Consider the following 18881-nt stretch of genomic DNA (forward strand, 5'->3'; position numbering starts at 1 on the left):
CTCACAGACTGATACGGGTCGCAACAAGCTCGTGGTCGGAAAGGTAGGCGCCGTCCTCGGACAACGCAGGGTGAACGGCGGAATCGCTGGCGGTGACGCCGCGGGTAAAGAGCCAGTCCAGCACCTTGGCCGGGCGAGTGTCGGTCGCCCAGGGGGCAGGGCGCGTGGTGATGCGGCCGGTATTGGCGCCGCGCCAGTCGTAGCCGTACTGCTCCACAACCGCGAAACAGGGCTCGGCGGCGGCGGGATCCGACAGCACCGAGTCCAGCGCCGGGCTGCCGTCGAAGAAACAGCTGGTGTTAAGGTCGCCGCCGATCACCGCGGGCAGGCTGCCGTAGAGCCGGTCAAGCTGCTGAAGCAGGGTTTCGATCTGCGCCGCGCGGCCGTGTTCGTCGCTTTCACTTTCCAGATGGACGGAGACGACGAGCAGCGGCCCCGTCGCCGTCTCGATCCGCGCGGACATCGCCATGCGGGTGCCAATGCGGTACTGCCCGTCACCCTTGGGTGAGCGCACGAACCACGCGCCGCCGCCGTCGAGCGGGATCAGGGCCACGTCCTGCAGCGGCCAGCGCGACAGGATCGCGTTGCCGTGCAGGCCGTGCAGGTTCGGTATGTCGCCGAATTTCGAGGTTTCGTAGGGGTCGCCGGTGCCGAGCTCGACGAACTCGACGCCATAGATGTAGCCATAGCCCAGTTCGGCGGCGAGGTCGCGGGCGGCGTGGCGCTGGTCTGAGCGGGCCATGCCGAGGTCGATCTCGGTGGCGAGCACCACGTCGGCGCCGGCCCTGCGGATAACCCCTGCCGAGGGTTCGACCCACTTGCAGCGCTCGATGTTCCAGGCGGCGACGGTCAGGGCCGACGCCGGATCGGCGGCTTCAGACGGCTGCGCGACCTCGATGGAGTTCAGGCAGGGCCAGCTCGCGAGAAAGCGGTCATGCGCCTCCTGCGAACCCCATTGCGACAGCGCGTCTTCGCGGAGCTCCGCGGAAGGCATGATCATCTCCGCCACGGTGGCACGGACAGGCTCACGCATGGTCTGATGCGTCCCGATGCGCGGCCAGATCGGCCCTGATTGCCCGGCATGCGGACGGTGTTTTCAGCTCGACAGGTGCCAATGCGGCGCCTCCTTCCGTGTGGTTCTTGAGTTGTCTTGCCGCCCGGTCTTTCCGCCGGGCTTGCGGCCCGCACATCCGGTGAATGAAACATCCGGACGCATGCCTTACCGCGCACTCTGTCAATCCCGTGCGACATTCATGTGTCGCCTGGTCGAACGCCGGGCGGTTCAATACAAATTCACGGGCTCCCGCCGGTCGCGACCATACTGTCCTGTCGCGGCTGCAAGCCGCCGTTGCGACGCCGCGAAAACCCTTCACTTCTCCACTTGACGGCCCCGCGCCGCTCGCTTACCTACGCCCGCGGTTCCGGCGGAGTAGCTCAGTTGGTTAGAGCAGAGGAATCATAATCCTTGTGTCGGGGGTTCAAGTCCCTCCTCCGCTACCACCTTTCCAGATTTGAATTCGAAACGCGGCAACGGCCCGGGCCCGTGGCCCGATCCGTCGTTTCGATGTGCAGTTGCGGAGACGTAGCGTAAACTCGCGCTTGCGGCCGGGCTGCTATTCCGTTTATTGGAGCGATGCAAAGCCCGCCCCGTCCGGTCTGGACGGGCAATAACAACGAAATATGGGCGCGGGACGTACCGGCCGGCCAGGCCGCCAGGGACATCCTCATCAAGTCGTGCCTTTTACCCGTATCTGCGCCTGTGCGGTGCCGTGCCACGAACGGAGCAACACCTATGCCGACGGCAGAGCTTGGACGGGAAACCACGGTGCGCGACGCGGGCAGCCGCAGCAGCAGGCTGGCAAAGGTCGGTCTCGTTCTGTTCGTGCTGACGCTGGTTTCCTATGTCCTCAAGTATCTCGTCAACCTGACCCTGGCGCGCAATCTGCCGGCGGACCGCTACGGCGACCTGTTGCTTGCCCTGCGTATCCTTGGCATTGCAGCCTCGCTTGCCCTTGTCGGGACAGCGACCAGTGCCAAACGCTTCCTCGCCCAGTATCTCCGGCACCATGACAATCACGATGCCGCTGCTTTCATTCGCTGGAACATGCGGTTCGTCAAATGGCCGTTTCTCGCCTGCATCGCCATCAGCTTTGCTCTCGCCTGGGCGGTGGCGCATATGCACCTCACCGGCATTAAGCATATCGAAAGCTATCACCTTGCGGTGGTTATGCTCTCCCAGGCGCCGTTTCTCGCGGCGATCCTGCTGGTCGCCAGTTATCTTCAATGCAGCGAGCACAACATCGCGGGCTATCTGCCACTGAACATCTTCCGCCACCTGTTCTTCATTATGGGGTGGTGGATGGTCCTCGCGGTGATCGGCGCAGAGCCCACCAACCTGCTGCTGGTTTCGGTCGCGCTGCTGATCTCGGTGCTACTTCTGGGCATGCAGTTCCTCTATGTGCGGCAGCGGGTCCCGTCGCTGATAGAGGCCTGGCAGACGCGGACGTCCGGGCTCGACTCGGAAAAGGCAAAGACCTGGCGGACGGCATCGCAGCGCCTGATGGCGGCGTCCGCCGTCTCTCTCATCATCGTGTCACTCGACCTCATCGTGCTGGAATTCGTGGCCGAGGACGAGGCCGTCGTCGGTTATTACGGCGCGGTCCTGGCCATGGTGGCGATCATACCGCGCCTGTCCGACGGGCCGCTGCGCCCGGTCATACCCAGGATCAGCGCCCTGATCGAAAGCGCCGAGGGCAGGCAGGAGTTGCAGCGACTGATCAACGGTGCCCTGAAGATCAACCTGATGACTGGTCTTGCGACCTGGGCGATCCTGGTCGTGTTCGGGCGGACTCTGCTGGGGCATTTCGGGCCGGATTTCGTACAGGCCTATCCGGCGCTGGTCATCGCGACCACGGCGATCACGGCCGCGATGCTGGTACAGCCTGCGCCTCTGCTGCTGACCTATGGCAGCGGCGAGCGTCGCCTGATGATCGTCACCTTGCTGGAATTCGCCACGCTTCTGGCCGCCGCGGTGCCTCTGGGGCTGCTCTACGGCATGGCCGGTGTCGCCGCGGGGATGCTGGTATCGGTCGCGATCAAGTCGGTAATCGCGGTCTGGTGGGCGCGGGAACTGGGCATCCGGCCGCTGGGCCTGATCTGACGGGCGCTTCCGCGTCACAGATACTCCGTCAGGGTGAAATCGGCCCATACGCTGTCGGCGCCGGTATTCGCATCGTCGTCGGTGACGAAGACCAGCGAGTCGAAATGACCGGTGAAATAGTCGCCCACCGGGATCTGGATGTGGACAAGGCTGGCGCCGACATTGTCTGAATCGTGGAAATCCCGGATGCCAAAGCCCTCCTGCGTGCCGGCAATGGCAAAGTAGGTCTCGCTGTCCGGCACGTCGTCATTGTCAAAACCGATCGCGTGGATCTCGCCCTCTGCGGTGCTGTCGAACCAGAATTCGAGTATCGTGTCCTCGGTTACCTCGTAGTCGATGGCGGCCTTCACCCAGGAATTGGAGCCCTGGAACATGATCGACGGATAGTTGTCGTCGAAGAACTCAAAGCTGCCCCGGTCCTGCGCCTCGCTGTAAGAACTGACCGGCGCCCGTTCGCCGCTGATCAACATGTAAGGCACGTCCTCGAACAGCTGGATATTGTTCCAGTAGGTCATCGCCAGATCCGCCTCGTCCGCCGGCACCTCGTCCTGATCGGTGACAAAGACGAGGCGGTCGAAATGGCCGGTGAAATACTCTCCCACGGGAATGTTGAACGACAGCGTGTACTCGCTGGTGCTGCCGGCGAAGTCCTGGATCCCGAAACGCTGGCTGCCGTCGAGCTGAAAGAAGGTGGTGGCGTCGGGCCGGTCGTCATTCTCGAAACCGATCGCGTGGATCTCGCCCTCTACCATCGTCCGATAGCGGAAGGTCAGGACGGTATCCTCGGTGACGTCATAGTCCACCGCCACATGGTTCCAGGCGTTGCCGGTCTGGATCAGGCTGAGGCCGTAGGAGTCGATCTCGAACGTGCCGTGATCCTGCCGTCCGCTGTAGCTGAGAACGGCGAAGGGATCGCCGCCGACTTCCAGCGCGTCGGCGAAATCCGGGGCCAGTTCCACGGCACCGAGGTCGACGCGGTTGCCGCCCGGGACCCCGGCAAAGGCAAGGTCGGTGAACCGCGTGAACCCCTCGCCGCGCGCGTCTGTGACCAGGGCGGCGCCCAGCGCATCCGTCGCCAGCGCATCGTCGCCCGAATCCAGCGCCGGGTTGTCGCTGGAGGCGCGCAGCGCCAGCGTGGGGAAGGGGCCGCCATTGTCGGTAAGCATGGGACCATTCGGGCCGATATCGGCGAAGATGTCCGTCAGCGCCACGGTGCCGACGAGCGTGTCACCGTCATAAACCCCGGCGCCGATGATGTTGCGCCCCTCCTTGTAGACGATCCAGCCCGGCGATTCCGGCACGATGCTGTTGGCCAGCGTCAGCTCTGCCCTGTTGGTGATATCCGGCCCCTTGTTCGCGGTGACGGTGGACTGGATCAGCGTCATTTCCGCCGAATTGTAGATCCCGGTCGTGCCGCTGTAGAAGGTGTCGGCCATCGTGTTGCCGGTAACGGTGGCGCCGCTGGCGATGAAGGTACCGGCATTGTAGATGCCGCTGCCGAGCAGACCGGCATTACCGGCAATCAGAATGTTGGTGGCATAGGTCGTGCCGTAGTTCAGCAGGCCGCCGCCATTGCCGATCACCCTGCCGGAGGTGTGGTTGTCGGTGATCGAGGTGTCTTCCAGGTACAGCGTGCCCATGTTGGCGATGCCGCCGCCGGAGGAGGCTGCACGGCTGACACCAGCGGAGTTGCCGAAGATCTCGGAGCCCAGGACATGCAGCGTGCCTTCGTTGTAGATGCCGCCGCCGTAACTGCCGCTCGGGGCGCCGGCGATGTTGCCGTAGATGCGCGAGTCGACAATCGTCAGGTCCGCATCGGCCCCGACCCATACGCCGCCGCCATCACCGACGCCGTAGGATTCAGATGTCGGATCGCCGCCGCCGGTTATGTCGAAGTTGGACAACTGGACCACGCCGTCGCGGACGGTGAACGCCTTGGTGCTGTGCTCCGCGTCCACGACGATGCGGCTGGTGGTGCCGCCGATGGCGTCGCCATCGATGGTGATGTCGGTGGTGATTTCCAACGTCCGGCCCGCTAGGGCGATGCGGCCATTGGCGAGATCCTCGGCGAACAGGATCGTATCGGCGTCGGGATCGGCCTCTGCCAGACCGATCGCCTCGCGCAGCGACAGGCCGGCCCCGTCACCGGATTCGGTTGCCAGGTCGGGCGACGTGCTGGAGGTCAGCGGCTCGTCCGCCAGCGTGGTGACCACTAAAGTTGCCATGGATAACTCCCCTTATCCGGACAGACCGGGTGCAGCCGAATGGATCTGGTCTCCGGTCAATGTGACTGTTCGAGACCTCGCGCTGGATTGCTGAATTGGCGAGAAATGGCAGTGCTGCACCACCTAAAATTGTATTTTCCCGGTTAGGATCCCGCAACGACAAGTTCGGCAATCGGCGGCTTGCCGCATGGCGCCGCACAAGCTTTGCGCTGATGCGCGAAGGATTGGGCACCGGTTGCACGAAACGGGGTGATGCCAATTTCGCAACCGGACCGCCTTACGGTCAATCGCCCATTGGCGCGGCGAATATCCCGCATTAACAATGCCCGCATGGGAGTGCAGCCAGATATCGAGCTAAGCCGTCCGGTGGGGGACACGCTGCGCAAGACCACCTGCTACATGTGCGCCTGCCGCTGCGGGATCGACGTGCATCTGAAGGATGGCAAGGTCCGCTATATCGAGGGCAACCGAGATCACCCGGTGAACAAGGGCGTGCTCTGCGGCAAGGGATCCGCCGGGATCATGCAGCATTATTCGCCCGCCCGGCTGCGTGCGCCGTTGAAGCGGGTGGGGCCACGCGGCTCAGGGCAGTTCAAGGAAATCAGCTGGGACGAGGCGCTGGATACCGCGGCCGACTGGCTGGGACAGATCCGCAGGACCGATCCGAAACGCCTTGCCTTCTTCACCGGCCGGGATCAGAGCCAGTCGCTGACCGGGCTCTGGGCGATGCAGTTCGGCACGCCGAACTTCGCGGCCCACGGTGGGTTCTGTTCCGTCAACATGGCGGCGGGCGGGCTTTACACCTTCGGCGGCGCGTTCTGGGAATTCGGCGACCCCGACTGGGAGCTGACCAAGTACTTCATGCTGTTCGGGGTGGCAGAGGATCACGCCTCCAACCCGATCAAGATCGGCATCGGCAAGCTGAAGGAACGCGGCGCCAAGATCGTCTCGGTCAACCCCGTCCGCACCGGATACAACGCTGTAGCAGACGAATGGGTCGGTATCCGGCCCGGCACTGACGGTCTGTTCGTCGGCGCCCTGATCTACGAGCTGTTCCGGACCGAACAGATCGACCTCGACTACCTCGTCCGCTACACCAACGCGCCATGGCTGGTGGTTCAGGACGAGGGCGCCACGCAGGGCCTTTTCGCCCGCGACGAGGCCGGCAATCCGATGGTCTGGGACAAGCGCACCGGCGCTTTCGGCAATGGCCGCGCGGCAGAGATCCAGCCGGCGCTGACCGGCAGCTACACCCTCCCCGACGGCCGCACGGTCCGGCCCGTCTTCGAGCTGATGGCGGAGCGGTACCTGTCGGTGGACTATTCGCCTGAGACCGTGGCCGAGCGCACCGGCGTCCCCGCCGACCAGATGCGCCGCATCGCCGCCGAACTGGCGCATGTGGCGTTCAGGGAAGAGATCGTGCTCGACCGCCCGTGGACCGATTGGGCCGGGCGCAGGCACGACAAGATGATCGGTCGCCCGATCAGCATGCACGCCATGCGCGGCATCTCGGCCCATTCCAACGGGTTCCAGACCTGCCGGATGATCCACATCCTGCAGATCCTCCTGGGCTCCATCGATTGCCCCGGTGGCTTCCGCTACAAGCCGCCATACCCCAAACAGACCCCGCCCAACCTGCTGCCCCACGGCGCGGCAGGCGACATCAAGCCCGAGATGCCGCTTGGCGGCCCGCACCTCGGTTTTCCGCACGGCCCCGAGCACTTGCTTCTGACCGACGAGGGCGGTCCAAGTCGTCTCGACAAGGGCTTCAGCTGGGACGCGCCGATGTCGGCGCACGGGCTGATGCACATGGTCATCAACAACGCGGCGAAGAAGGATCCCTACGGCATCGACGTGCTGTTCATGTACATGGCGAATATGGCGTGGAACTCGTCGATGAACGTGCCCGGCACGCTCGACGCGCTGACGGCGAAGGACGAGAACGGCGAATACAAGATCCCGAGGATCATCTATTCCGACGCCTACTACTCGGAAACGGTCCCCTTCGCCGACCTGATCCTGCCCGACACCACCTATCTGGAACGGTGGGACTGCATCTCGCTGCTGGACCGTCCCATCTCCGAACCAGACCTCGTCGCCGACTCCATCCGCCACCCCGTGGTCGAACCCGACCGCGACGTGCGCGGGTTTCAGGAGGTGCTGATCGACCTCGGCCACCGCATCCGCCTGCCGGCCTTCACCAACGAGGACGGCTCGCCGAAATATCCCGGCGGATATCCCGACTACATGGTCAACCACCAGCGCAAGCCGGGCATCGGCCCGCTCGCCGGGTGGCGCGGCGAGGACGGCAGCGCATCCGCCGTCGGCGCGCCGAACCCCGACCAGCTGCAACGCTATCTCGACAACGGCAGCTTCTTCGGCCTGCCCATCGCGCCGGAGCATTCCTATTTCCGGCACGCCAACCGCGGCTACCTCGACTGGGGGATCGAGAAGGGCATCCGCATGTCCGCCGATCCCACGATCTTCCAGCTCTATTCCGAACCTTTGCAGAAGTTCCGCCTCGCCGCGCTGGGCCACGGGCCGAAACAGCCCCCCGACACTCACCGCAAGCGCATCGTCGACCATTTCGACCCGCTGCCCTTCTGGTATCCACCGTTCGAGGAACAGATGGTCGAGGGCTTCCCGCTCCACGCCATCACCCAGCGGCCGATGCATATGTACCATTCCTGGGGCTCGCAGAATGCGTGGCTCCGGCAGATCACGGCGGCGAACCGGCTCTACATCCACACATCCGTGGGCCAGGGCATAGGTATCGAGGACGACGACTGGGTCTGGCTCACCTCGCATCTCGGCCGCGTCAGATGCCAGGTCCGGCTGATGGACGGCGTGAACCCGCACACCGTCTGGACCTGGAACGCCATCGGCAAGCGCCGCGGCGCCTGGGGGCTGGACGACGACGCGCCGGAATCGAACGAGGGGTTCCTGCTGAACCACCTGATCTCGGAACTGCTGCCCAAAGGTGGCGGCGGCTACCGCTACTCCAACTCCGACCCGATCACCGGGCAGGCGGCATGGTTCGACCTGCGCGTGAAGATCGAGAAGGCCGACGGCACCGGCACCGAGCCGCTGTTCGAGCCGCTGGGCAATGACAGCCAGCCTCCAGCGCCCGAAAAGCTCGCCTACGGCGCAAAGTTCCGGGACCGGACATGACCTCGCTTCCCAACAGCACCGAAAGGAAACTCGGCCTCGTCATCGACCTCGACATCTGCGTCGGCTGCCATGCCTGCGTAACCTCCTGCAAGGAATGGAACACCGGCGGATATTCCGCCCCGCTGTCGGATCACGACCCCTACGGCGCCGACCCGTCCGGCGCCTGGCTGAACCGCGTCCACAGCTTCGAAGTGACTGACGGCGACTGGTCGCGCACCGTGCATTTCCCGCGCTCCTGCCTGCATTGCGAGGAGCCCGCCTGCGTCACCGTCTGCCCCACCGGCGCCAGCTACAAGCGCGTCGAAGACGGCATCGTTCTGGTGAACCCGGACACCTGCATCGGCTGCAAGCTGTGCTCCTGGGCCTGCCCCTACGGCGCGCGGGAATACGATTACGATCACGGCGTGATGAAGAAATGCACCCTCTGCGTCGACCGCATCTATAACGAGACCATCCCGGAGGAAGACCGCATCCCCGCCTGCGTCCGTGCCTGCCCGACCGGCGCGCGGGCCTTCGGCGATCTCGGCGATCCGGACAGCGACGTGTCGCAGTCGGTCGAGGAACGCGGCGGTTTCAACCTGCTGGAGGAGTTCGGCTACAAGCCCGTCAACAAGTACCTGCCGCCGCGAAAGCCCGTGGAGCCGCTGCCGCAGGCGGCCGAGGAAGCACCCGCAAACACCGGCTCGCGCCTCGAAAAACTCTTCGCCTGGGCCGACCGGGCCCTGTCGCGCTGAGGGGCCGATGCATCCCGCCTATTCCGTCATCTTCTTCACCACCGCCTCCGGCGCGGGATACGGGCTGTTGTTCTGGCTTTCCCTGGCGCATCTGCTCGGGCTGCTGCCGGGGGACGGTTGGACGGGCTTCACGACCATCGCCGTCGCGCTGGTCCTGATCACCATGGGCCTCCTCAGCTCCACCCTGCATCTCGGCCGCCCGGAACGCGCCATCCGCGCGTTTTCGCAATGGCGCAGCTCCTGGCTGTCGCGGGAGGGCGTGGCAGCAGTCGCGACCTACGTTCCCAGCGGGCTTCTGGCGCTGTTCTGGCTGACCGGGACGGAATCGATCTGGACGCCCGTGCTGGCGCTGCTCTCCGCTGCGGGCGCCGTTGTCACCGTCTATTGCACCGGCATGATCTATGCCTCGCTGCGGACGATCCGGCAGTGGAACCTGCCGCTGGTCCCGCTGATCTACCTCGTCCTGTCCGCCGCCTCTGGCGCGCTGCTTTTCGCGTTGTTCATGGCGCTGTTCGGCTATGGCTCCGTCTGGATCGGCGTCGTCGCATTGCTCGCGACCCTGGCCGCCGGCGGTCTGAAGATCGCGTATTTCGCCGAGATCGACGGTAATCCGGGGCGCTACACCGCCGCCATGGCGCTGGGGTTGGGGAAGGACGGTATCCGCCAGCTCGACCCGCCGCACACGCGGCCGAATTTCGTGATGCGCGAGATGGGGTATTCCGTCGCCCGCAAGCATGCCCAAAAGCTGCGGCGCCTTGCGCTGCTCTGCCTCTGCGCCCTGCCGGTTCTGTTCACCGTCGCGGCGCTGCTGACACCGCTGAGCACAACGTTCTACCTGCTTGCGGTACTGAGTGCTGCGCTCGGTCTGGTGACCGAGCGCTGGCTTTTCTTTGCCGAGGCAGAGCATGTTTCCATGCTCTACTATGGCGCTGCACGCGCCTGAGTCTGATGGGCCACGTCAGTGAAGGCTGAAGGCTGCTGCGGCAGGGACGCCGACGCAGACTGCTGTCACTCCGACCCAGAACAGCCCCCGCTGATAAAAGGCCTTCGGAGCGTAACAGTAGCCACACCGATTGTGTGCCAAACGCATTTTGTGCCCGCACTCGTGGCAGGTAAATATTCTTATAGCCATGATCCAAAGAGCCGGTGTTCTGCCAGTCGTTCTTTCCGCAGCTCCCGCGGATTTTGCTAACACAGAAAATCGAACCCACAATCACACAGAAGAGCGTTTTTACGGCTATTCAACTGAAAAGTGTCCTATTTTTGCGTTTTCGGTCGTTACTTTGTGGCAGGCCGCCCAATTTGTTGGCGTCTGCAAAGACGCGAGGTCGCTGACCTGATCGCCGGCGAGTGTGAAGGCGAGTCGCTTTGGTATACAGAAACTGCGAATTGCCCCGCCGGCAGGGCAATCAGAATTCGTTTGACTGCCAATTGTATACAGAATAAACCGATCCCGAATTCCGGTGAACGAGTTGCCGAAGGGAGGAGCGATGCCTGGCACAGAGCGGGTATCCCAGTTCGAAAAGGCGCTGCTTGAGCTGCGGTCGGCGATCCTGACCGGCCAGTTCGAGGCCAATTCGAGGCTGGCAGAGACCGCCCTGGCCGAGCGCCTTGGCATTTCGCGTACCCCCCTGCGGCAGGCGATGGACCGGCTGGTCGAGGAAGGTCTGCTAGAGCGGGCCGAGACCGGCCGCTGCCGTGTCGCCAGCTTCACCATGGACGACATCATCGACGCGATCGAGATGCGCGGCGTGATCGAGGGCACTGCTGCCCGGCTCGCCGCCGAACGCGGCGCCGATCCCGAACTGGTCAAGGAATGCCGCGAGGTGCTGGCCGGGCTGGACCGGGCCACCGCCAAGCCGGACGCCATCGATTTCCGCAGCTATGTGCGCCTGAACGGGCGGTTCCACGAGCTTATCTCCATGTTCTCGGGCAGCCGGGTCGTGCAGCGCGAGGTCGAACGCGCCAGCCGCCTGCCGCTGGCCTCGCCCAGCGCGTTCCTGCAGGGGCAGGAAGTGATCGAGGCGTTCCTGTCCTCGCTTCCCCGCGCCCAGCGCCAGCACCACCAGATCTTCGAAGCGATCCTCGCCCGCGAAGGTGCGCGGGCCGAGGCGCTGGCGCGCGAACATGCGCGGCTGGCCCGCGAGAACCTCAAATACGCCTTGCAGGCCGGGCCGGATCTTGCCGAGCACGTGCCTGGCCTGGCGCTCGTTTCCAACTCTTAATCTCTTAGGGAGGACTACCTCATGCCCAGCCTCAGCGACGTGATGGCGCAACACAAGAACCCGGTGGAGATGCTTCGCAACTCCAAGATCGGGATGTACGTCTATCCGGTGGTCGCACCGGAATTCGTCAACTGGCGCGACGAACAGCGTGCATGGCGCGAGACCGCGGTGCTGTTCGACCAGACGCACCACATGGACGAGGTCATCGTCGAAGGCCCGCAGGCCACCGAGTTCCTCGCCTATCACGGCATCAACGGCTTCGGTAACTTCGACCTGAACCGCGCTAAGCACTACGTTCCGGTCACCCCGAACGGCCACGTGATCGGCGACCACATCATCTTCCGCGAGCGCGAGGACAAGTACATCCTCGTCGGCCGCGCCCCGACCTCGAACTGGCTGATGTTCGCCGCCGCCTGGGGCAAGTGGAACGTCCGCCTGCGTTACGACCCCCGCAGCCCGAGCCGCCCCGAGGGCGAGCGCGTCCTGCGCGAGCATTACCGCTTCCAGATCCAGGGCCCCGACGCGCCGAAGATCTTTGAAAAGATGAACGGCGGCCCGATCCCGGATATCAAGTTCTTCCATGTCGACTGGATCAACATCGGCTCCAAGAAGGTGCAGGCGCTGCGCCACGGCATGTCCGGCGCGCCGGGGCTTGAGGTCTGGGGGCCGTACAAGGACAAGGACTACATCCACTCGACCATCCTGCAGGCCGCGAAGGACGCCGGCGTCAACCTGGTGCAGTGCGGCAGCCGCGCCTATTCCACCAACACGCTGGAATCGGGCTGGATCCCGTCGCCGCTGCCGGGCATCTACACCGGTGACGGCATGCTGGCCGATTACCGCGACTGGCTCGGCTCCGACATGTACGAAGCCGCGGGCGCCATCGGCGGTTCGTTCGTCTCCGACAACATCGAAGACTACTACGTGAACCCGTTCGAACTGGGCTACGACTTCTACATCGGCTGGAAGAAGGACGACTTCGTCGGCAAGGAAGCCCTGCTGAAGATGAAGGAATCCGGCACCAACCGGAAGAAGGTGACCTTCGAGTTCAACAAGGAAGACGTGCTGAAAGTCATCGCGTCCGCCTTCGAACAGGGCACGCCTTACAAGTGGATCGACTTCCCGCAGCCGAACTACGCCTCCTCGACCGCAGACATGGTCATGCAGGGCGACAAGATGGTCGGCATGTCGATGTTCAACGGCTACTCGTTCAACGAACGCTGCCTGCTGTCGCTCGGCGTGGTCGACCAGTCGGTCGAAATCGGCGACGTGCTGACCCTGAAATGGGGCGAGCCGGAACCGACCGGCAAGACCTCGACCGAAAAGCACAAGCAGACCGAGATCCGCGTTCGTGTCTCGCCGACGCCGTACTCGGCCGAAGCACGCGAAAACTACGCCGACAGCTGGCGGACCAAGGCCGCGGAATAACGCGGAAATTACTTTGCGCGGGGCGCAGCCTGCAGATAGGTTGCGCCCCGTACACATCGCTTGCAGCCCGGTCCTGATGGTCCGGGCGTAACCGGGAGGGAACCCATGAAATTCGACAAGATCCTCGCCGCGGCCGCCGTGGCCGTCGCCGCCACGTCGCTGCCCGTCGGTGCAAAAGAGCTGAAATACGCGTCCTTCACGCCGCCGCAGCACACCGTGACCGCCGCCGTCATCGACAAGATGAACGACGAGCTGTCCGGCGCCACCGGTGGCGAACTGACCGTGCGCGGTTACTTCGGCGGTGAACTCGGCGCCGGTCCGGCGGAACAGTACGTGCGCGTCCTGCAGGGCGTCGCCGACCTGTCCTGGGGCCTGCCGGGCTACACCTCGTCGCAGTTCCCCAAGACCATGATCGTCGAGATGCCGGGCGCTGTGCCAGAGGGCAAGACCGGCTATGACCTGATCTGGGACAACATCGACGCCCTGAAAGAGGAGTTCCCGGGCACCATTCCGGTGGCGCTTTGGACCTCCGAGCCCAACGCCTTCATCATGAAGGATGTCGCGGTACATTCGCCCGAGGATATCGCCGGCCTGAAGATCCGCGTCGCGGGTTCCACCGCCGCCGAGGTTGCCGCCGCTCTGGGCGCCACCCCGGTGCAGATGCCGATGACCGAGGTCTACAACGCGCTGCAGACCGGCTTGATCGACGGCGTCATCTCGGGTGTCTCGACCCTGTCGGACTTCAAACTCGAAGAAGTCGCGACCCACATCACCACCGGCGCGCCGCTTGGCCGCCTGACCTTCTTCACCGTGCTGAACCAGTCGACCTATGACGGGCTCTCCGACGACGAGAAGGCAGCGATGGACGCGGTCATCGGCCGTGACCTGTCGAAGAGCGCCGAGGATGCCTGGAACGCCACCGCCGACGAAGCGCTGAGCTCCGCGGTCGACTCCGGTTCGGTCGAACTGATCGAGCTGAGCGACGACGAAGCAAAGGCCTTCGCCGATCTGGTGGAGCCGGTGTCGATGAGCTATGCCGAGTCCATCGGCGGCGGCGATCTGCTCAAGTCCATGATGGGCGAATAAGGGGCTTATGGAAGCACTTAGAAAGATTGCGGACGGGCTGATCGGCCTGTCCGCGGCTATCGGATCCCTCGGACTCCTCGTGGTGGTCGGGGTGATCCTTGTTGACGTGATCGGGCGCGCCTTCGGCAGCCCGCTTTTCGGCTCTCAGGACATGGTGACCATGGGCATGGTCATCATCGTCTTCGGCGGCATGGCCCTGTGCGACCGCACCGGCGGCCACGTCGCCGTCGATGTGTTCGAGAACCACTTTCCGCGCGGCTTCAACCGGGCCGTCGACGTGATCGCGGCGCTTCTGGGCGCCATCATCTTCTTCGGCATCGCCTGGACCATCTGGGAAAGCTCGCAGATCAGCCGGATGCTGAACCTCTCCACCAACCTGCTTCGCCTGCCCAAGGCCTGGTTCCAATGGGCTCTGATGGGCTTTGCCATCGTGACCGCGCTTGGCATGCTGCTGCGCGCGGCCGAGCTGGCGTTCCGGGGCCGTGACATCCGCGGCGAAAGCCATTCGGGCGAAGAACCTTTATGAGTGCTGCTGCCGTCGGCCTGATCGGGCTTGCGATCCTTCTTGTCCTGCTGATCATCCGCATCCCCGTGGCGATCGCAATGTTCGTCGTGGGCTGGTGCGGCATCGCCGCGCTGAACGGCATCAAGGCGGCCAACGGGCTGCTGGCGTCCGAAACCTTTACATTGGCCTCGTCCGGCGAACTGGTGGTGGTGCCGCTCTTCATCCTGATGGGCAACGTCGCCAGCGTCACCGGGATGAGCCGCAGGCTTTACGACGCGGCCTATGCCATCATCGGGTCGATCCGCGGCGGGCTGGCCTCTGCCACCGTCGTCGGCTGCGGCGGGTTCGCGGCGCTGTCCGGCTCGTCGGTCGCCTCGGCCCTGACCATGGGCAAGGTCGCCCTGGCAGAGATGAACCGCTTCAAATACGACGACCGGCTGTCCACCGGCGTGGTCGCCGCGGGCGGTACACTCGGTATCCTGATCCCGCCCTCGACCGGCTTCGTGATCTACGCGATCCTGACAGAGCAATCCATCGGCCGGCTGTTCCTGGCTGGCGTGGTGCCGGGCCTGCTGCTGCTGGGCTGCTTCGTGCTGACCGTCACGCTGATCTGTTTTATCCGCCCCGCCTTCGGCCCCACCGGCCCCCGCACCTCGATGTCGGAAAAGGCGCGCGCGCTGGTCGGCGCCGGCCCCATCGTCGGCGTGATCGTTCTGACCATCGGCGGCATCTACGGCGGCCTGTTCTCTCCGACAGAGGCGGCGGCGGTCGGCGCCGGGCTCGTCATCCTGATCGGCTTCGTTTCGCGCACGCTCAGCCTGCGCGACCTCTGGGTCGCCAGCCGCCAGTCCGTCGTGACCACCGCGACGGTCATGCTGATCCTGATCGCGGCGCACATGATCAACCCGTTCCTCGCCCTGTCGCATATCCCAAGCGCCGTCGGCGAGTTCCTGATTTCGCTGAACCTGCCGGTCGTCGGCACGCTGATGATCATCCTCGCCGTCTACCTCGTGCTCGGCTGCTTCCTCGAAGGCTTCGCGATGCTGGTGCTGACGCTGCCGATCTTCTTCCCGATCATCACCCAGCTGGGGATCGACCCGATCTGGTTCGGCGTGCTGGTGGTCCTGACGCTGGAAATGGGCCTGATCTCGCCCCCCGTCGGCATCAACGTCTTCATCGTGAAATCCGTGGCCTCGGACGTGCCGCTCAGCCGCATCTTCGTGGGCGTGCTGCCGTTCTGGTGCGCGATGCTGGTGACGCTGGCGATCCTCGTCGCCTTCCCGCAGATCACGCTTTTCCTGCCGTCGACGATGATCCAGTGACCGGGCCGGGCAGGGGCGCTAGGCTGCGCGCAGCATAACGCCGAGGGGAGGGAGGCCCCGCCATGGACAAGTCCAACGAGATCCGCAAGCTGCAGGCGCAGGGCGTGCACCACATCACGCTGGTGGGCGCCGACCGCCAGACATCCATCGATTTCTGGGAGGGCGTGCTGGGCATGCCCTTCATCTTCGACCAGCCCAATCTCGACGACCCGAACCAGGGGCACCTCTACTTCGACCCGGGTGACGGCCGGCTGATCACCATCTTCACCAACGAAGACCGCAAGCCCGACCCGGCGCGCACGCCCACCGACATCGGCTGCGTCCACCACATCGCCTTCAACGTCAGCCAGGCGACGTTCCGGCAATGCGTCAAGCGCCTCGACGCCCGGGGCATCCAGCATTCCGGTCCCAAGGACCGCGGCTTCATGGATTCGATCTACTTCAAGGACCCGCTGGGCCTGCTGATCGAACTCGCCAGTTATCGCTTCGAGCCGCCCGAAGGCTGCCGCCACGCTGACGTGATGATCGAGGCGCACCGCATCCGCGTCGAACGCGGCGACTACAACCTCGCCGAGGAACACCTCGCCGACGCCATCGAAGGTCTGGTCGAACGCCGCCAGCAATCGCTCTCCGCCGACAGGGGCGCGAAGAACCCGTACTGACCCACACGCGCCGAGGAAGAGGCCCCATGACCCACGACTACGACATCATCATCAACGGCGGCGGACCCGTCGGCATGGGCCTCGCCATCGACCTCGGCCAGCGCGGTCTTTCCGTCGCCGTCGTCGAGAAATACCCCGAGCCACAGCCGATCCCAAAGGGCCAGAACCTGACCCAGCGCACCGCCGAGCACTTCCGCGCCTGGCACTGCGAGGATGAACTGCGCACCGCCCACCACATCCCCAAGGGCGCCGGGATCGGCGGCATCACCACCTACCGCTCGCTCCTCAGCGACTATTCCTACGACTGGCTGTCGCGCGAATCCGTCGCCGACTACTACTTCGCCGCCAACGCCCGCCTGCCGCAATACGCCACCGAAAGCGTCCTGCGCGCCCGCGCCGCCCAGATCCCGAACATCGACCTCCTCTACGGCTGGGAGGGCACGGCCCTCGGCCAGGACGCCACCTCCGCCACGCTGGAGATCACAGAGCGCAACGGCACCGCCCGCCGCACCCTCACCGCGCAGTACCTCGTCGGCGCCGACGGCAGCCACAGCTTCACCCGCGACGCCGCCGGGATGAGCCAGACCCTGCGCGACCACGACCGCCGCATGATCCTCGCCGTCTTCACCTCGCCCGACCTCCACGCCAAGCTCGAACGCTATCCCGGCAAGGCGTTCTTCTGCGTCCTGCACCCGGATTACGAAGGCTACTGGCTGTTCTTCGGCCGCGTCGACCACGGCAAGAGCTTCTTCTTCCACGCCCCCGTGCCGCTCGACACCACCAAGGACAATTTCGACTTCCACGCCTTCATCACCAAGGCCATCGGCGAGCCCACCGACCTCACCATCGACCACCTCGGCTTCTGGGACCTGCGCGTCGCGATAGCCGACGATTACCGCAAGGGCCGCATCTTCATCGCCGGCGACGCCGCGCATTCGCACCCGCCCTACGGCGGCTACGGCGTGAACATGGGGCTGGAGGATGCGCGCAACCTCGGCTGGAAACTCGCCGCCGCGGTGCAGGGCTGGGGCAGCGACGCGCTGCTCTCCAGCTACGACGCCGAACGCCGCCCGGTCTTCGAGACCCTCGCCGAGGGCTTCATCGAGCGCTACATCCACGAGGACCGCGATTTCCTCGACACATACGCGCCGGAACCCGACCCGGCGCTGTTTGCCGAGAAATGGAACAACCGCGACCTGAACGATGCCGAGGTCAACGCCTTCGAACCCAATTACGAAGGCTCCCCCCTCTGCCCGGTCCCCGGCGCGGCGCCGTCAGCCCGCGGCACCCACAGCTTCGCCGCCCGCCCCGGCCACCACCTCGCCCCCTGCTCCCTGTCGGACGGCCGCGACCTGTTCCAGGCTCTGGGATCGGGCTACGCCCTCCTCGACTTCACCCCGGACGGCCGCGGCGCCGCCTTCGAGGCCACCGCCCGCCGCCTCGGCCTCCCCTTCACCCGCATCGCCGACCCCGGCGGAGACGGCGCGCGGGTTTACGGCACCCCCCTCGTCCTCGTCCGCCCCGACCACTTCGTCGCCTGGAGCGGGGGGGACGGGGAGGCGGATGCCGTGCTGGGTGTGGCTGTTGGAAAGGTCGGGGAGGTGGTTTGAGGGGGGATCGGCCATGAGCCGCCGTTCATCACAAATGGAGTGAACGGCAACTGCGAGCCCAAACTGACCAGAGCGCGTCAGGCCGATTTTGCACGCGCAGCGACGCGCTCAGCTTATCGACCGGCCCTTAGCAGACTTCACCCCACGCGCGGCGAAGGTCTGCTATCGTGGTCCGCAAAGGACAATGATGCACGTAAATTCGCCAAACGCCGTTTGGTGAATGCGGTTTTCAAGGCACCAGCTCAAACGATTGGTCGCAGAACATTCTCTGCTTTCGCCACTGTCTCAGCCTTCCGGCTGGGGGCGTTGCCCACCCTACACTTACTGAGCAACCGCCTGATACGCCGGGATCATGTCCAGACCTCGGATGCCACGCGATAGAGGTTACCGCCCAGGAATTTGCCGCAGTCCGCGTCTGACCAGCCGTTCTCCAGGAGTTTGTCGACCAATGCGGCAACGATCTGGTAGGGTGCCGGAGTCGGCACACCCTTGGCCGACATTGCTCGCAGTACACCGCCATCAGGGAACAGAAGATCACCTAGCGGGCTCATACCCGACACGGCGGTCTGGGTGATATCCGGGATCCAGTCAGAGCCGAAGCCGACGTGGTCAATGCCGACGAGGCTGGCGATATGGTCTATATGACGGAACAGGATGTCTGTCGTCACGATATCCGGGTTCGAGGGATCGACGAAGCCGCCGACCATGTTGATCGAGCAGACCCCGCCGCTGTCGCCGATCGCCTTGAACAGC

General features: G+C 64.7%; 14 protein-coding genes and 1 tRNA gene. 12 read left to right on the forward strand and 3 right to left on the reverse strand.

What is annotated here, in order from left to right:
• Nucleotide 1: 1 nt before the first annotated feature.
• Nucleotides 2–1033, reverse strand: coding sequence for an endonuclease/exonuclease/phosphatase family protein (locus tag HCO70_RS18555; RefSeq protein WP_172298928.1), 1032 nt, complete (start codon nucleotides 1031–1033; stop codon nucleotides 2–4).
• A 390-nt stretch (nucleotides 1034–1423) separates the two neighbouring features.
• On the opposite strand from HCO70_RS18555, the gene HCO70_RS18560 reads away from it, so the two are divergent.
• Both HCO70_RS18560 and HCO70_RS18565 read left to right on the forward strand, forming a co-directional pair.
• A tRNA-Met gene (locus tag HCO70_RS18560) sits at nucleotides 1424–1500 on the forward strand.
• Between the two features lie 292 nt (nucleotides 1501–1792).
• Nucleotides 1793–3160: an oligosaccharide flippase family protein gene (locus HCO70_RS18565; RefSeq protein ID WP_172298930.1), complete on the forward strand. Its 1368-nt coding sequence runs from the start codon at nucleotides 1793–1795 to the stop codon at nucleotides 3158–3160.
• A gap of 14 nt (nucleotides 3161–3174) precedes the next feature.
• Here the strand turns inward: HCO70_RS18565 and HCO70_RS18570 are convergent, their stop codons facing one another.
• On the reverse strand, nucleotides 3175–5385 hold the full coding sequence (locus HCO70_RS18570) for a choice-of-anchor Q domain-containing protein (RefSeq protein ID WP_172298932.1): 2211 nt from the start codon (nucleotides 5383–5385) through the stop codon (nucleotides 3175–3177).
• Nucleotides 5386–5715: 330 nt separating this feature from the next.
• Here HCO70_RS18570 and HCO70_RS18575 point away from each other — a divergent pair, with 330 nt between their 5' ends.
• The 10 genes from HCO70_RS18575 (at nucleotide 5716) to HCO70_RS24890 (ending at nucleotide 18128) form a co-directional block, all read left to right on the forward strand.
• Nucleotides 5716–8556 carry a molybdopterin oxidoreductase family protein gene (locus HCO70_RS18575; RefSeq protein WP_172298934.1) on the forward strand — a complete coding sequence of 947 codons (2841 nt, stop codon included), beginning with the start codon at nucleotides 5716–5718 and terminating at the stop codon, nucleotides 8554–8556.
• Nucleotides 8553–9290 carry a 4Fe-4S dicluster domain-containing protein gene (locus HCO70_RS18580; RefSeq protein ID WP_172298936.1) on the forward strand — a complete coding sequence of 246 codons (738 nt, stop codon included), beginning with the start codon at nucleotides 8553–8555 and terminating at the stop codon, nucleotides 9288–9290. The genes HCO70_RS18575 and HCO70_RS18580 overlap by 4 nt, the downstream gene beginning before the upstream one ends.
• A gap of 7 nt (nucleotides 9291–9297) precedes the next feature.
• Nucleotides 9298–10233, forward strand: coding sequence for a DmsC/YnfH family molybdoenzyme membrane anchor subunit (locus HCO70_RS18585; RefSeq protein ID WP_172298938.1), 936 nt, complete (start codon nucleotides 9298–9300; stop codon nucleotides 10231–10233).
• A 547-nt stretch (nucleotides 10234–10780) separates the two neighbouring features.
• Entirely contained in the window at nucleotides 10781–11515 is a 735-nt protein-coding gene (locus tag HCO70_RS18590) for a GntR family transcriptional regulator (RefSeq protein ID WP_172298940.1), read from the forward strand.
• Between the two features lie 21 nt (nucleotides 11516–11536).
• A complete protein-coding gene (locus tag HCO70_RS18595; protein ID WP_172298942.1) occupies nucleotides 11537–12943 on the forward strand; it encodes an aminomethyltransferase family protein in 1407 nt (468 codons plus the stop codon).
• A gap of 105 nt (nucleotides 12944–13048) precedes the next feature.
• Nucleotides 13049–14029 carry a TRAP transporter substrate-binding protein gene (locus HCO70_RS18600; RefSeq protein WP_172298944.1) on the forward strand — a complete coding sequence of 327 codons (981 nt, stop codon included), beginning with the start codon at nucleotides 13049–13051 and terminating at the stop codon, nucleotides 14027–14029.
• A 7-nt stretch (nucleotides 14030–14036) separates the two neighbouring features.
• Nucleotides 14037–14555 carry a TRAP transporter small permease gene (locus HCO70_RS18605; protein ID WP_172298946.1) on the forward strand — a complete coding sequence of 173 codons (519 nt, stop codon included), beginning with the start codon at nucleotides 14037–14039 and terminating at the stop codon, nucleotides 14553–14555.
• The gene (locus HCO70_RS18610) at nucleotides 14552–15856 is read left to right on the forward strand and encodes a TRAP transporter large permease (protein WP_172298948.1); all 1305 of its coding nucleotides are present in this window, start codon (nucleotides 14552–14554) and stop codon (nucleotides 15854–15856) included. The genes HCO70_RS18605 and HCO70_RS18610 overlap by 4 nt, the downstream gene beginning before the upstream one ends.
• An 80-nt stretch (nucleotides 15857–15936) precedes the next feature.
• Nucleotides 15937–16518, forward strand: a complete 582-nt coding sequence (locus HCO70_RS18615; RefSeq protein ID WP_172298992.1) for a VOC family protein — start codon at nucleotides 15937–15939, stop codon at nucleotides 16516–16518.
• Between the two features lie 26 nt (nucleotides 16519–16544).
• On the forward strand, nucleotides 16545–18128 hold the full coding sequence (locus HCO70_RS24890; RefSeq protein ID WP_172298950.1) for an FAD-dependent monooxygenase: 1584 nt from the start codon (nucleotides 16545–16547) through the stop codon (nucleotides 18126–18128).
• 350 nt (nucleotides 18129–18478) lie between these two features.
• On the opposite strand, the gene HCO70_RS18625 is transcribed toward HCO70_RS24890, so the two are convergent.
• A partial coding sequence (locus tag HCO70_RS18625; RefSeq protein ID WP_172298952.1) for a membrane dipeptidase occupies nucleotides 18479–18881 on the reverse strand: 403 nt, incomplete at its 5' end.

The sequence above is a fragment of the Pseudoruegeria sp. HB172150 genome (assembly GCF_013184805.1).
Classification (GTDB): Bacteria; Pseudomonadota; Alphaproteobacteria; order Rhodobacterales; family Rhodobacteraceae; genus Psychromarinibacter.